The organism is Micromonospora sp. NPDC049282 (assembly GCF_043197045.1).
GTDB lineage: Bacteria > Actinomycetota > Actinomycetes > Mycobacteriales > Micromonosporaceae > Micromonospora.
In genome coordinates, this window is record NZ_JBICSL010000022.1 from 1 (window position 1) to 14018 (window position 14018).

At 72.1% G+C, this 14018-nt stretch carries 11 protein-coding genes; 5 read left to right on the top strand and 6 right to left on the bottom strand.

The window, feature by feature from the left end; all coding sequences use genetic code 11:
- The first annotated feature begins 408 nt into the window (after positions 1 to 408).
- Positions 409 to 1200 carry an alpha/beta fold hydrolase gene (locus ACGFI2_RS26875; RefSeq protein ID WP_393521921.1) on the top strand — a complete coding sequence of 264 codons (792 nt, stop codon included), beginning with the start codon at positions 409 to 411 and terminating at the stop codon, positions 1198 to 1200.
- A gap of 4 nt (positions 1201 to 1204) precedes the next feature.
- Here ACGFI2_RS26875 and ACGFI2_RS26880 read toward each other — a convergent pair whose 3' ends face one another.
- The 4 genes from ACGFI2_RS26880 to ACGFI2_RS26895 all read right to left on the bottom strand — a co-directional run bounded on the left by ACGFI2_RS26880 (position 1205) and on the right by ACGFI2_RS26895 (position 6247).
- A complete protein-coding gene (locus ACGFI2_RS26880; protein WP_393521923.1) occupies positions 1205 to 2881 on the bottom strand; it encodes a CDP-glycerol glycerophosphotransferase family protein in 1677 nt (558 codons plus the stop codon).
- A 17-nt stretch (positions 2882 to 2898) separates the two neighbouring features.
- Positions 2899 to 4410, bottom strand: a complete 1512-nt coding sequence (locus ACGFI2_RS26885; RefSeq protein ID WP_393521925.1) for a D-ribitol-5-phosphate cytidylyltransferase — start codon at positions 4408 to 4410, stop codon at positions 2899 to 2901.
- Positions 4411 to 4551: 141 nt separating this feature from the next.
- Complete coding sequence (locus tag ACGFI2_RS26890; RefSeq protein ID WP_393521927.1) at positions 4552 to 5352, bottom strand: ABC transporter ATP-binding protein; 801 nt, start codon at positions 5350 to 5352, stop codon at positions 4552 to 4554.
- Entirely contained in the window at positions 5345 to 6247 is a 903-nt protein-coding gene (locus ACGFI2_RS26895) for an ABC transporter permease (RefSeq protein ID WP_393521929.1), read from the bottom strand. The genes ACGFI2_RS26890 and ACGFI2_RS26895 overlap by 8 nt, the downstream gene beginning before the upstream one ends.
- A 154-nt stretch (positions 6248 to 6401) precedes the next feature.
- On the opposite strand from ACGFI2_RS26895, the gene ACGFI2_RS26900 reads away from it, so the two are divergent.
- From ACGFI2_RS26900 to galE, 4 genes are all read left to right on the top strand, one after another.
- On the top strand, positions 6402 to 7034 hold the full coding sequence (locus ACGFI2_RS26900) for a TetR/AcrR family transcriptional regulator (RefSeq protein ID WP_393521931.1): 633 nt from the start codon (positions 6402 to 6404) through the stop codon (positions 7032 to 7034).
- A 150-nt stretch (positions 7035 to 7184) separates the two neighbouring features.
- Positions 7185 to 8294 carry a DegT/DnrJ/EryC1/StrS family aminotransferase gene (locus tag ACGFI2_RS26905; protein ID WP_393521933.1) on the top strand — a complete coding sequence of 370 codons (1110 nt, stop codon included), beginning with the start codon at positions 7185 to 7187 and terminating at the stop codon, positions 8292 to 8294.
- On the top strand, positions 8291 to 9292 hold the full coding sequence (locus ACGFI2_RS26910; protein ID WP_393521935.1) for a Gfo/Idh/MocA family protein: 1002 nt from the start codon (positions 8291 to 8293) through the stop codon (positions 9290 to 9292). The genes ACGFI2_RS26905 and ACGFI2_RS26910 overlap by 4 nt, the downstream gene beginning before the upstream one ends.
- A gap of 3 nt (positions 9293 to 9295) precedes the next feature.
- Entirely contained in the window at positions 9296 to 10333 is a 1038-nt protein-coding gene (galE, locus tag ACGFI2_RS26915) for a UDP-glucose 4-epimerase GalE (protein WP_393521937.1), read from the top strand.
- A gap of 61 nt (positions 10334 to 10394) precedes the next feature.
- On the opposite strand, the gene ACGFI2_RS26920 is transcribed toward galE, so the two are convergent.
- A complete protein-coding gene (locus ACGFI2_RS26920) occupies positions 10395 to 12521 on the bottom strand; it encodes a glycosyltransferase (RefSeq protein WP_393521939.1) in 2127 nt (708 codons plus the stop codon).
- Positions 12518 to 13990, bottom strand: coding sequence for a glycosyltransferase (locus ACGFI2_RS26925; RefSeq protein WP_393521941.1), 1473 nt, complete (start codon positions 13988 to 13990; stop codon positions 12518 to 12520). The genes ACGFI2_RS26920 and ACGFI2_RS26925 overlap by 4 nt, the downstream gene beginning before the upstream one ends.
- Positions 13991 to 14018 lie beyond the last annotated feature (28 nt).

Below are 14018 nucleotides of genomic sequence, written 5' to 3' on the forward strand. Positions count from 1 at the left end.
GCGGGGCGCGGGGGCCTCTACGCGGCGCCGGACCATGTGTAACGACCGGCCACCCACCGTCATTCCCGGGGGGCGCGGGTCGGCGGCGCGGGGGTACGCTCACCTTCCTCGGTCGTTCACCCGGTTACAACGCCGCGCACCCCCCGACGATTCCGCCGCCAGCATGCCGCCCACCACCGCCGAACCGGACATCGCACCCACCCGACGCGATGAATGGAACACCACAGGTGCCTCCAGACCTCCGCAAACACCCGCCACGCTCCACCGGGGATGTGGCCTCACCAACGGAAGGCGATCTTGCATCACGTGGGCCGCACCTGCAAGATCGGCGAGGTTCGGGCGAGGGCGTGGGCGAGGGCGGGGGTTCGCTCTCGCGCGTTGTGTCCGTGCGGTGGCAGACTGCGCCGTATGGGCGATACGACGGCGACCCGTCATCTGGTGCTCCTGCACGGCATGGGCGCCACCGGCGAGGTGTGGCTGCCGTGGGCGCCCCTGCTGGAACGCCGCTGGCCCGGCCGCTGGCTCGCCCCCGACCTGGCCGGCCACGGCTGGTCGCCGCCGCTGCCCGGATACTCGTTCGCGGCCCTGGCGCAGCGCGCCGCGGAGGGCCTCGGGCCGGTCCGACTGGGCCCGAACGACCGGCTGGTGCTGCTCGGGCACTCGCTCGGTGGCGTGGTGGCGCTGGCGCTGGCCGCTCGACAGCGGGGCCTGCCGGTCGACGCCGTGGTCGGGCTCGGCATCAAGGTGGCCTGGTCGCCGGCCGAGTTGGCGAAGTCGGAGGAACTGGCCGCCCGGCCGGTCACCTGGTTCGCGACCCGCGACGAGGCGGCCCGTCGCTACCTGCGGGTCGCCGGGCTGGCCGGGCTGTTCGCCCCCGACCATCCGGTGGTCGACGCGGGGCTGCGCCGGGAGGACGGCCACGGTCACCGGGGCCACCCCGGTGGCGACCAGCGGGGGGACGGCCGCTGGCGGCTGGCCATGGATCCCGGCGCGTTCGCGGTCGGGGAGCCCCGGCTGCCCGCCCTGCTGGCCGCCGTCGACGTGCCGGTGCTGCTGGCCCGCGGCGAGCTGGATCCGATGGTGACCGACGCGCAGCTCAAGGAACTGGGCGTTCCGGTGGCCACCCTGCCCGGACTGGGCCACAACGCCCACGTCGAGGACCCGGCCGCGGTGCTGGCGTTGCTCGACGCGTACCTGTGAGCGGTCAGACGGCCGCGCGTGGCGCGGGGACGGCGAAGTCCGGTTCCAGCTCGCGGCGGGCGGCGTCGAGGAACGCCTCGGCGTAGCGGTCGGCGGGGAAGTCGCCCAGGTAGCGGCTCCGGGCGGTCCAGCGCCCCGCGGCCTTCGGGTCGGTGTCGAGCAGCGCGGTGAGCACGTCGTCCACGTTGGACATGTCCCGGCGCAGCACGTAGCCGCAGGCCGCGAGCGGGAACCGCTCGACGAAGTGCTCGCCGTCCGCGCCGGTGTCGGTGACCGCGTACGGCTTGCCGGAGTAGAGCCAGTCGGAGATGACGCCGGAGACGTCGGAGACCAGCGCGTCGGCGCGGTTGACGCACTCGGTCAGCGTCAACTCCCGGGCCGCCGCCGCACCCCACAGGTGCGGCCGGCCGGTCTTCGCCCGGTCGGCGGCGAGCAGTTCGGTGAGCCGGGCGAGCTGCCGGGCCGAGGCCGGGTTCCGGTCGGTGTAGGGGTGGGCGCGCAGGATCACCGCCGCCCCGCGGTCGATCAGCCGGCGGATCAGCGTCTCCGCCACCGGCAGCGAGCAGTAGTTGGCGTCGACGTGGTGCCCGGTCCAGGTCGGCGTGTAGAGGACGGTCGGGTGCGCCGACGCGGGCGCCGGCTCCCGGCGTACCTCGATGGCCTCGACCTGGGGGCGGCCGACCACGACGAACTTCTCGGCGGGGATCTCCACGCCGGCCCGGGCGTACCTGTCGATCGCCGCCGGTCCGGCCACGAAGATCTTGTCGAAGATCGCGGACACCGGGTTGGCGCTGGGCGCCTTGTCGCTGTCGCCGTGGTGCAGCTGCACGTGGGTGAGCTGGTGGAACCGGATGCAGTGGGCGTTCTTCGCGCCGTGGTTGACGTAGAAGGCCACCCGCAGGCTGGGCACCAGGGCCTCGTCCAGGGCCTTCAGCGTCGGGCAGAGGACCACCGGCGCGCGGGTCGCGGCGGCCACCGTGGACAGGAACTCCGGCTCACGCAGCACCACCAGGAACGGCCGACCGATCCGCTCCAGGTAGGGCAACCACATGGTCACCTGGTATTCCGAGCCGGGCGGGGCGGAGAAGTGCAGCACGAACTCCGGCTGGTGCCGGCGCAGCGCCCGGCCGATCGGGCCGCCCCCGGCCGGCGGGCGGAACCGGCGCCGGGCCAGGTCGAGCGCGGTCGCGGCGCAGCCGGCGCCGACCAGCAGCGTGGCGGCCAGCGGCAACCAGGCCGGCAGGACGAGAGCGGCGGCGAGCGCGACCAGGGCGAGCAGCACCAGCAGGGCGTCGCCGAGCCGGGCGGCGACCGGCGGAGCCCAGGTGCGGACCGGCAGGTTGGCCGCCCGGATCTCCAGCGCGCCGGCCTGGCGCAGCGGGCCGACCAGCAGGACCAGGCCGAGCAGGACCAGCGCGGTGGCGGCCAGCGCCGGGTCGAAGCCGTCGTCGGCCCGGCGGGCGTAGCCGACCAGGATGCCGGCGGCCACCAGCACCGTCTCGACGAGACCGTCGGCGCTGGGCCGGACCCGGCGTTCCCAGGCGGTGGCGGCCAGCGCGGCGACCGCCACGGCGAGCCCGACGCCGGTGGCGCCGGTGAGCGCCACGACGAGGAACGCCAGCACCGCCAGCCCGCTCGTCAGCACTCGGGCGGTCAGCTTCCGGACCAGGTCACCACGCATCTGGCTCGTCCCGTCGATCAGGCGTTCACGTCGGTGGGCAACTGCTCCACCGAGTGCGCGCCGGGCTGGGCGGGCACCGCGGCCACCGGCTCCCCGGGGGCCCGGCGGACGTCGACCACCTGGCCGGTCAGCTCGGAGATGAGCACGTCCAGGGAGGCCTGGGCGACCGCCTCGGAGGCGAGCAGCGTGTGCTCCGGCTCCTCGCCGAACGCCTTGGTGCGCATCGGGGTGGCGGTGCGCTCCGGGTTGACGCAGTTGACCCGTACGCCGAACTCCGCCCACTCGTCGGCGAGCGCCTGGGTGAGGTTGACCAGCGCGGCCTTGGTGGCCGAGTAGAGCGCGTAGCGCGCCCGGCCGCGGGTGTAGGAGCTGGACGTGTAGAGCAGCAGCTGGCCCTTGGTCTGCTGGAGGTAGGGCAGCGACTGCCGGGCGATGGTGACCGGACCGACGAAGTTGACGTGCAGGAGACGGTCCATCGTCTCGTCGTCCATCTCGGCGAGCGCGCCCTTCTCCAGGATGCCGGCGGTGACCACCACGTGGTCGATCCGGCCGGTCGCCTCGAACGCGGTCTTCAGCGCGGCGGACACGTCCTCGGCGCGCTCGACGTGGGTGCCGGTGGTGGAGCGGCTGAACGGGAAGACCTGGGCGCCGTAGCGGCGGGCCAGCTCGGTGAGGTCGTGGCCGATGCCGTAGCTGCCGCCGAAGACCACGATGGTCCGGCCGGTCAGCTCCTCGGCGTAACTGCGATGGTCGGTCAGCCGGGGCGCCTGCGCGGCGGCGAGCTGGAAGAGCTTGTCGGCCAGGTGCACGTCGACCGGGTGGGTGACCTTGATGTTCTCGTCCGAGCCGTCGATCACCTTGATCGGCGTGCCGGGCAGGTAACGCAGCACCACGCCGCAGTCGTCGGTGGCGGCGAAGTCGGGGTCGCCCTCGGCCCGCCGGTAGGCCTCCCGGATGGTGCCGGAGCGGAACGCCTGCGGGGTCTGGCCGCGGCGCAGGCTGGACCGGACCGGGATGTCGGTGATGCACTCGTCCGCGTCGACCTGGATGATCGTGTCGGCCGAGGGGATCGCGACGTCGACCGCCGAGTAGCTCCAGAGCGCGTTCACGCACTCGCGCACGATCCGGGCGCTGAGCAGCGGGCGGACCGCGTCGTGGAAGAGGATGTTGACGTCGCCCTCGCCGACCGCGTCGAGCGCGATGCGGGTGGTGTCGTTGCGGGTGTCGCCGCCCTCGATCACCTTGGTGACCTTGCGGAAGCCGGCGCCGGCGACGATCCGCTCGGCGTCGGGCACGTGGCCGGTGGCCATCAGCACGATGATCTCGTCGATCTCCGGCGCGGCCTCGAAGACGGCAAGCGTGTGCTCGATGATCGGCTTGCCGGCGATCTTCAGCAGTTGCTTCGGGATGCCCAGGCCGAGGCGGGTCCCGGTCCCTCCGGCGAGGATCACGGCCACCGTGCGCGCGGGTCGCCAGGGTGCCGGGCTCGCCGGCGCGGCGTCCGGGGCGGTGGGGTGGTCCTGCGTCATTGCCGTTCCTCACTCTTCGTGGAAGGGGATCGGTGCGTCGGTGACCGGTTGGTGAACTTTGACCGACGGACCAGCAAACCTTAACGCGGACGGCGGAGCGCACCGCTTCGGGCGGGAGCCCGGGCGGTGCGCTCCGACGGGCTACTTCTGGTTCTCGTACGCGTCACAGACCTCGTCGGTGGGGCCGTCCATCTTCAGGACGCCGCTCTCCAGCCAGATGGTCCGCTCGCAGGTGTCCCGGATCGTGCCGATGCCGTGGCTGACCAGGAAGACCGTGCCGGCGCTGGCGCGCAGCTCGCGGACCCGCTCCTCGCTGCGGGCCCGGAACTTCCGGTCGCCGGTGGCCAGCGCCTCGTCGATCAGCAGCACGTCGTGCTTCTTCGCGGCGGCGATCGCGAAGCGCAGCCGGGCGCCCATGCCGGACGAGTAGGTGCGCATCGGCAGCGAGGCGAAGTCGCCGCGCTCGTTGATGCCGGAGAACTCGATGATCTCCGGGGCGAGCCGCTTGACCTCCTCCGGCGCCATGCCCATGGCCAGGCAGCCGAGCACCACGTTGCGCTCGCCGGAGAGGTCGTTGAGCAGCGCGGCGTTCACGCCGAGCAGGGACGGCTGGCCCTGGGTGTAGACCGCGCCGCGGGCCGGCGGGAGCAGCCCGGCGATGGCCCGCAGCAGGGTCGACTTGCCGGATCCGTTGCTGCCGATCAGGCCGATCGCCTCGCCCTGGTAGGCGGTGAAGCTCACGCCCTTGACGGCGTGCACCTCGCGGATGTTCGGCGCCTTGGTCCGGGAGGCGATCCGCTTGAGCGCGGAGACCGGGGTGGTGCCGCCGGTCGCGCCCTTGTGGATCCGGTAGATCACGTGCACGTCGTCCACCACCACGGTGGGGATGCGGCCCGAGTCGATCACCGGGCCGGCGTTCACCGGCAGGGTCTGCTCAGCCACGGCCGTACTCCTTCTCTCCGCGCCAGAAGTAGATGAACCCGCCGGTACCCACCACCACGGCCCAGCCCACCGCGAGCAGCCAGAGCTTGGTGGGGGAGGAGACCAGGTTCTGCTGGTGGGAGTCCAGCAGCGCGTGCCGGGCCAGCTCGATGAAGACCAGCGGGGGGTTGCACTCCAGCAGGTTCGCCGCCCACTCGGGCAGGTGCTGCCGGAACAACCTGACCGGGTAGAGGACGCCGGAGGCGTACAGCCAGGTCCGCATCACGAACGGCATGATCTGCCGCAGGTCGGTGACCTTCGAGCCGATCCGGGCCATCACCATGGACAACCCGATGTTGAAGATCGTCTGGAGCAGCAGCATCGGCACGATGAACAGCCACCGGAAGGTGAGCGGCTCACCGGTCAGCAGCACGATGGCGGCCAGCACGACCATGGACATGAGCAGCTGCTGGAGCTGGACCAGGGTGACCGTGATCGGCAGTGCCGCCCGGGGGAACTGGAGCGCCCGGATCAGGCCCAGGTTGCTGGTGATCGCGCTGGTGCCGTTCGACACCGCGGTCTGGGTGAACATGAAGATGAACACGCCGGTACAGAGGTACGCGATGAAGTTCGACACGTTCCGGTGCTGGGACAGGATCACGCCGAAGATCAGGTAGTAGACCGCCGCGTTGGTGAGCGGGGTCAGGACCTGCCAGAGCTGGCCGAGCTGGGTGTTGCTCAGCGAGGATGCGACCTTCGCCCGCGAGTACGCGGTCATGAAGTGCCGGTACGCCCACAACCGGCGGGCGTACTCAGCCAGTGGTGGGCGCTCGCCGGCGACCCGGAGCCCGTACCGCTGGGCCAGTTGGGCCCGGGTCAGTCCGGATTCGGGGTCGGCCACCGCGGTGTTGGCCATGATCAGGCGCTCCGATCTTTCGTGCCGATGGGGAGCAGTGCGGTGAAGACATCCAGCGTGGCCGGGCGGGGAGGAGCCGCCTCGCTGCTGCATGGAAGGTAGTCCACCGAACGTCGGGACGCAACCGTACCGTCGTTGCGCTACATTGTTCCACGTGACGACCGAGAAGAGGCGTGCCCCGGCCGGCGCGGCGGTGCTGCGCGGGGAGATCACCAGTGCCATCCGCGCCGCCGTGATGCAGGAACTGGCCGAGGTCGGCTACGGACGCCTGTCGATCGAGGCGGTGGCCCGGCGGGCCGGGGTGAGCAAGACCGCCATCTACCGCCGCTGGCGCTCCAAGCTCGACCTGGTCCTGGACATGGTCTCGGCGGTGGCCGGGCGCAACCTGCCCCTGCTGGACACCGGCAGCCTGATCGGGGACCTGGAGATCCTGCTGCACGTGATGGCGCGTGCGTTGCGTCACCGGCTGGCCGCGCAGATCATTCCGGACCTGCTCGCCGAGGCGGCCCGCAATCCGCAGATCGGGGAGAAGCTCCAGGCCGCGCTGGACGACTACCAGCAGGCCATCGGCCGGATCCTGATCGGCCGGGCGGTCGAGCGCGGCGAGCTCTCGCCGGACACCGACCGGCGGGCGGCGGTCGATCTGATCGTCGGGCCGATCTACTGGCGGATGGCCATCTCCCGGGCGCCGCTGAAGACCGCGGAGGTGCCCCGGATGGCCGCCGCGATCGTCGCGGCGCTGCGAGTAGCATGCGTGGGGCCCGTCCGCGACGAGGTGGAAGTGTGATCACGACGAGGTCGCCGGCGCCCACCCGCCGATCATGAACAGCGCGAAACATCCGGTCGGACACTGAGCGGGAAATCAGCGCCTGCCGCCCAGACCGTTACCATCCCCCGGAACGTCCCCCACAGTCACGCGTCGACAGGAGGAAGCCCCATGGTTGGGCCGCATCCAGAGTTCATTCCCCCAGCACGACCGATCATCGGCGAGGCCGAGATCGAGGCGGCTGTCCGGGTGCTGCGGAGCGGCCGGGTCGTGCAGGGCCCCGAGGTCGCGGCGTTCGAGGAGGAGTTCGGCGACCTGGTCGCCGGGCGGCACTGCGTCGCCGTCAACTCCGGCACCTCGGCCCTCCAACTCACCCTGATGGCGCTCGGGTTCGGCCCGGGCGACGAGGTCATCGTCCCCTCGTTCTCGTTCGCGGCCAGCGGCAACGCGGTCCGGCTGGTCGGCGCGGAGCCGGTCTTCGTGGACATCGAGCCGGGCAGCTTCTGCGTCGACCCGGAGGCGGTCGCCGCCGCGATCACGCCGAAGACCGTGGGCATCATGCCGGTGCACCTCTACGGCCACCCCGCCGCGATGGACCGGATCATGGAGATCGCGCAGCAGCACGGCCTGGCCGTCGTCGAGGACGCCGCCCAGGCCCACGGCGCCGAGCTCAACGGCACCCCGGTCGGCGCCTTCGGCACCGCCGGCTGCTTCAGCTTTTACCCGACCAAGAACATGCACTCCCTCGAGGGCGGCATGATCACCACCGCCGACGCCGAGCTCGCCCGCACCCTGCGGCTGCTGCGCAACCAGGGCATGGAGCAGCGGTACGCCAACGAGATCGTCGGCGCCAACATGCGGATGACCGACGTCGCCGCCGCGATCGGCCGGGTGCAGCTCACCCAGCTCGCCGACTGGACCGAGCAGCGCCGCGCCAACGCCAAGTTCCTCGACTCCGCCATCACCGGCATGGTCACCCCGCCGGTCGCCGACGGCGCGAAGCACGTCTACCACCAGTACACGGTGCGGGTCCGGGGCGACCGCGACGCCGCCCAGGCCCGCCTCACCGAGCTGGGCATCGGCAACGCGGTCTACTACCCGACCCCGATCCACCGGCTGAAGCCCTACCTGACCCAGGACGGCACGCCGGGCCCGTGGGACCTGCCGGAGACCGAGCGGGCCGCCGCCGAGGTGGTCTCGCTGCCGGTGCACCCGTCGCTGACCCCGTCCGAACTGGAGCGGATCGCCGAGGGCGCGAACCTGGCCGGGGGTGCCCGATGAGCAAGCTGCGGGCCGGCCTGATCGGCCTCGGCGCGATGGGGCGCAACCACGCCCGGGTGCTGTCGAACCTGGACGGTGTCGAGCTGGTCGGCGTCGTCGACCCGGCCGGCGACACGACCGGCACGCTGCGCGCGCCGGTCGTCGGTGAGGTGAGCGACCTCATCGCCCTGGGCGTCGACTACGCGGTGGTCGCCTGCCCGACCGCGCTGCACGAGAGCATCGGCCTGGAACTGGCCGCCAACGGCGTCTGCGCGCTGATCGAGAAGCCGCTGGCCCAGTCCGTCGAGGCCGCCACCACGCTGGTCGAGGCGTTCGAGGCCGCCGGCCTGGTGGCCGGGGTGGGGCACATCGAGCGCTACAACCCGTCGTTGCAGAGCCTGCGGACCCGGCTGGAGGCCGGTGAGCTGGGCGAGGTGTTCCAGGTCGTCACCCGGCGCCAGGGCCCGTTCCCGCACCGGATCGCCGACGTCGGCGTGGTGCTGGACCTGGCCACCCACGACATCGACCTGACCGCCTGGGTCACCGGCCGGGAATACACGTCCGTGTCGGCGCACACGGTCTCGCGCAGCGGCCGGCTGCACGAGGACATGGTGGCGGTGGTCGGTCAGCTCAGCGACGGCACGATGGTCAACCACCTGGTCAACTGGCTCAGCCCGCTCAAGGAGCGGTCCACGGTGGTCACCGGCGACAAGGGCTGCTTCGTCGCCGACACGCTCACCGCGGACCTCACGTTCTACGCCAACGCCGCCATCGACACCGAGTGGGAGGCGCTGCGCGCGTTCCGGGGCGTGGCCGAGGGCGACATGGTTCGCTTCGCCATTCCCAAGCGGGAGCCGCTGCTGGTGGAGCACGAGCGGTTCCGCGACGCGGTCGAGGGCAAGGAGAGCGACATCGTCACCCTCCGACAGGGCCTGCGGACCGTCGACGTGGCCGGTGCGGTGCTGCGCTCCGCGGCCGAGGGCGTCACGGTGGCCATCCCGCCGGTGGCCCGGAGCTGACCCGTGAAGGTTCTGATCGCCGGCGGCGCCGGCTTCATCGGCAGCACCATCGCCTCGGCGTGCCTGGACGCCGGCATCACCCCGGTGATCCTGGACAATCTCAGCACCGGGCGGGCGGAGTTCGCCCAGAACCGCATCTTCTACCGTGGTGACATCGCGGACTCGGCGCTGATCGACCGGATCTTCGCCGAGCATCCGGACATCGAGGCGGCGGTGCACTGCGCCGCGCTCATCGTCGTTCCGGACTCGGTCGAGCACCCGCTGCGCTACTACCGGGAGAACGTCGGCAAGACCGTCGAGTTCCTCGACGCGTTGGTCGCCAACGGGTGTGGCCGGTTCCTGTTCAGCTCCTCCGCGGCGATCTACCGACCGGGGGACGACTTCGCGGTCGACGAGAACTCCCCGGTCGCGGCCACCAGCCCGTACGGGGAGAGCAAGGCGATGGTCGAGCGGGTGCTGGCGGACAGCGCCCGCGCGTACCCGCTGCGGGTGATCTCGCTGCGCTACTTCAACCCGGTCGGCGCCGACCCGAAGATGCGCACGGGCCTGCAACTGCCGCGCCCGTCGCACGTGCTCGGAAAGATGATCGAGTCGGCCCGCACCGGCACCACGTTCCAGGTCACCGGCAACGACTGGCCGACCCGGGACGGCTCCGGCATCCGCGACTACGTGCACGTGTGGGACCTCGCGCAGGCCCACGTCGAGGCGCTGCGCCGGTTCGACACGGTGCTCGCCGGCGACCGCCGGTACGAGGTGTTCAACCTCGGCACCGGCGACGGCACGACGGTGCGGGAGCTGCTGGACGCCTTCAACACGGTGCTCGGCCGGCCCATCCCCACGGTCGTGGCGCCGCGCCGGCCGGGTGACTCGGCCGGCACCTATACCCGCAGCGACCGGGCCCGGCGGCACCTCGGCTGGGAGCCGACGCTCTCCCTCGCCGAGGGCATCCAGCACTCGCTCCAGTGGGCGGAGCTGCGGGACGAGTTGCTCGGTCCGGCGGACGACGCGGCCGGAGCGGCGCGCGTGCCCGCCCCGCGCTGAGCCGTACGGAAGAAGGGCCCCACCGGTTGCGAACCGGTGGGGCCCTTCTCGCCTGGTGCGGTCAGGAACCGAGCAGGAGCCGGTCGAAGTGGTGCTGCACGACCGACCAGTCCCACTCGCGCAGCGCGTACGCCGACGCGTCGCGGCCGGCGGCGCGCCAGGACTCCTCGGTCGCGGTGGTCTCCAGGATCCGCTCCACCGCCTCCTCCGGACTGCCGATGACCCAGCCCTTCGGGTAGAGCGTGCGGGCGCTGTTCGGCCGTCCGGCGAAGAACGGCCAGTCGCGCACCACCGGGACGGCGCCGCTGGCCGCGCCCTCCATGAGACCGCAGTGGCAGCCCTCGCGCACCGACGAGCTGATGATGACGCCGATGTCGCTGAGCATCTTCGGCACCTCGTTGGTGGGCCCGAGCCGGCGCACCGCGCCGTCCGCCTCGAACTCGCGCACGTCGCGGTTGAACGCCTCCAGGTATTCCCGGCTGGCCACGCTCACGTCGGGGTTCATGTCGCCGCCCACCAGCAGCAGCCGGTACCGCTCGTCGCGCCGACGCAGCAGCCGCAGCACCTCGATCGCCCAGCGCGGATCCTTGGCGACCTGGCTGATGCCGACCATGCCGAGCTGGAAGCGGGCCTCCGCCGGCTTGTCGATCTGGAACCCGCGCAGGTCCATCGCGTTGTCCAGCACGTGCATGCGCGGCCCGTCCGGGCCCTTCAGATAGGGCACCAGGGTGGTGGTGAGATCCCGGATGTGGTCGGCCACGAAGACCAGGTCGTCGATCCGGGAGAAGTCCACCATGTACGGCCAGCGCGACAACGCCTCGTAGCTGTGCAGGCGGACGATGATCCGGGTGGTGCCCGGGTCCACCATGGTGAACAGCGCCGCCGGAGCCACGCACCAGTCCACGAAGACCGTGTCCGCCCAGTCGAGGTACGGGCGCAGCCGCTCCTCGGCCTTGTCGCCGTAGGGCGTGGAGTCGGCCGACAGGCGGTGCTCCAGCATCGGCTTCGACGCCCAGGTCACGCTCTTGAGCGCGGCGTTCGCCGCCAGGTCGACGAACCGGACCTCGACCCCCGGGTGGGCGTCGTAGTAGGACCGGATCAGCTTCAGGAAGTTGTCGTTGGCGCTGGTGGCGATCAGCAGCCGCAGCGGTCGGTCGGTCGGCGGCGACGCCGCCGGCTGGAGCCGTCCCCGCGGACTCGCCACCGTGGTCGCCGCCAGCGAGCGGCGGAACGGTGCGACGAACCCCTCCGGGTCCTCGGCCAGCGGGGAGGTGAGCTGGTCGATGTGCAGCACCCGGTCGAAGGCCAGCGTCATGGCCCGGTTCAGCAGGTCCGCGGCGGCCACGTTCTCGTCCGCCCGGTGCCGCTGGTCGGCCACCTTGAGCAGGGCCTCGACCGCGCCGTCCAGATCGCGCGGCGGCATGCCGGCCTTGAGCTCGCGGCTCGCCGCCTCGCCGAGCATCCGGGCCCGCGCGGCGGGCTTGCGGAGCTTGCTCGCCGTGGCGGTGAGGACCATGGCCTCACCCTCGGGCCGGTCCGCCCAGGCCATGCCCTTGGCGACCTGCCGGGCGACCTTGGTACGCACCGAGTCCGGCATCTTCGGCGCCTTCAACGCGCTCAGCCAGAGCTGGGTGCCGGCCTTGCTGCGCATGATCGGTCGGGCGGTGACCGCGTTCACGGCGGCCCGCGGAGCACCGCTGATCAGCCGGTTGACGCTCTGCCGCACCAGGGTGGTGGAGGGGATGCCGTTGGCCAGGCGCTGGAGCGGACCGGTGCCGTGGCGGTCCTTGCGCTCGGTCAGCGCCTGCACCGCCGCCTGGATGCCGTAGCGGGCGTCGGCGGACCGGTTGCGCTGGGCGAACCGCCACACCGTGTAGACCGCGTGCGCGTCGAGCGCGACCAGGACGTCCGCGGTGCGGGCCTGTTCCCGGGCCCAGGGCTCCCGCCGGATCCGGCTCCACACCCGTTCCCCGGGCACCTGCCGGGCCAGGGCGCGTGTCGGCGAGTCCTTCGCGATGTCCGCCGGCAGCGCGCACACCCCGTCGAGGTGGAGGTCCTCCGCCATCTCGTCCTGGTTCAGGGCGCCGACCAGGTAAACGCGGGCGCCGGCCTCACGCAGCCGCTGCACCGCCGTGCTCAGAATTCCCGCCTGCGGGGCCACCCCCGTCACCAGCAACACGTCGCTCATGCGCGCACCCCACCGGATCGTTCGTCCTGCTCCATCGTCGCGCCTGCCTCCGACGGACGCACCACCGCGCCGTTGACCGGCAGGTCGTGCGGTTCCGCCAGGGCGTGCGCCGCCAGCTGCGCGACCGCGTTCCGCATCAGGATCTCCCGGGTGAACGGGTCGGCGTGGTGCCGGACCCCGGTCCGCTGCTCGTCGGTGGCCTCCACGACCATCCGGGCGGCCGCGCGGAAGCTCTCCACCAGGCGCAGCTCGTCCAGGCCGCAGGCGCCCGTCCACAGCGGGTGACCGTCGAGGACCCGGGAGGCGTCGTGGTCGACCTCGTGCACCGAGATGATCGGCAGGCCGGTAGCCATGTACTCGTAGACCTTGCCGGAGGTGACGTACCGGCCGCCGATCAGGATCAGCACGAGGGCGTCCCAGCGACCGTACGTCTCGGCGACCTCCGCCTTGCGCACCGGGCCGCCGAAGGAGACGCCGTCGGCCGCCGCCTCGCGGATCAGCTCGGTCAGCCCGTTCGCCTCCCGGTTGGCGCCGGCGCCGATGTGCCCACGGATCTCGAACCGGGCGTTGCGCAGCAGCGGCTCCTGCTTGCGTGCCTCGCGCCACGCGTCGAGCACCACGCCGAGCTGGTGGGTGGTGTAGTTGACCGTGCCCAGGTAGCCGAAGGTCAGACCGGCCTCCGGATCGGGCCGGCGAGGACGGACCGCCGGGACGCTGTCCCGGTCGTAGCCGTTGCGGACCACGTGCACCCGGTCCGCGACGTGCGGGTAGCGCGCCCGGTAGTGGTCGGCGATCGGGTCGTTGACCACCCAGAGCGACTGGCAGTGGTCCAGGATCCGGCGCTCCCAGAGCCCCGCCTCGGAGTCGGGGGTGAAGGCCTGACCGCCGTTGACCACGTCGATCGACCAGCCGTCGCGGAAGTCCACCGCGTACGGCACGCCGTGCTGCTCCCACAGCTTCCAGGCCGCGGCCAGGTTCACGTACGGCACGCAGCTGGCCAGCAGCAGGTCGGCCGGGTGCTGGCGGTGGACGTCGAGGACCGCCCGCTCCAGCGCGCCCCGCCAGCTGCCGAAGACCGGCTCCGGGAAGATCCGCTTCTCCCGCTTGCGCAGGTTGGTCAGCCACTTGGCCGGGCGCAGCGCGCGCTCCTCGCTGAACTGGCGGATGTCCGTCTCGAGGTCCTCCCGGGCCAGCGGCAGCTCCACCACCTTGATCTCGGGATCGACCTGGTCCAGGAGGCTGTAGTCGAGGCCCGAGTCCCGCTCCCAGGAGGCGGCCGTGATCGTCACCACGGTGACGTCCCAGCCGATCCGGCGGAACTGGTTGGCCGTCTCCCGCATCCGGTAGGCGCAGCTCTTGGCCGCGGGCGGGAACCCGATGGCCAGGTAGATGAGGTGCGGACGACGACCGCGGCCGGACGTGGGGCGGCCGTTCGCGGCGGAGTTCGACATGTCGAGGGATGGCGTCATGGTCGGGCGAACACCCCGAGTCTCTCGG

Coding starts and splice junctions, on each gene's coding strand:
- ACGFI2_RS26875 (WP_393521921.1), top strand. CDS start 409: ATGGGCGATACGACGGCGACCCGTCATCTGGTGCTCCTGCACGGCATG.
- ACGFI2_RS26880 (WP_393521923.1), bottom strand. CDS start 2,881: ATGCGTGGTGACCTGGTCCGGAAGCTGACCGCCCGAGTGCTGACGAGC.
- ACGFI2_RS26885 (WP_393521925.1), bottom strand. CDS start 4,410: ATGACGCAGGACCACCCCACCGCCCCGGACGCCGCGCCGGCGAGCCCG.
- ACGFI2_RS26895 (WP_393521929.1), bottom strand. CDS start 6,247: ATGGCCAACACCGCGGTGGCCGACCCCGAATCCGGACTGACCCGGGCC.
- ACGFI2_RS26905 (WP_393521933.1), top strand. CDS start 7,185: ATGGTTGGGCCGCATCCAGAGTTCATTCCCCCAGCACGACCGATCATC.
- ACGFI2_RS26910 (WP_393521935.1), top strand. CDS start 8,291: ATGAGCAAGCTGCGGGCCGGCCTGATCGGCCTCGGCGCGATGGGGCGC.
- ACGFI2_RS26920 (WP_393521939.1), bottom strand. CDS start 12,521: ATGAGCGACGTGTTGCTGGTGACGGGGGTGGCCCCGCAGGCGGGAATT.
- ACGFI2_RS26925 (WP_393521941.1), bottom strand. CDS start 13,990: ATGACGCCATCCCTCGACATGTCGAACTCCGCCGCGAACGGCCGCCCC.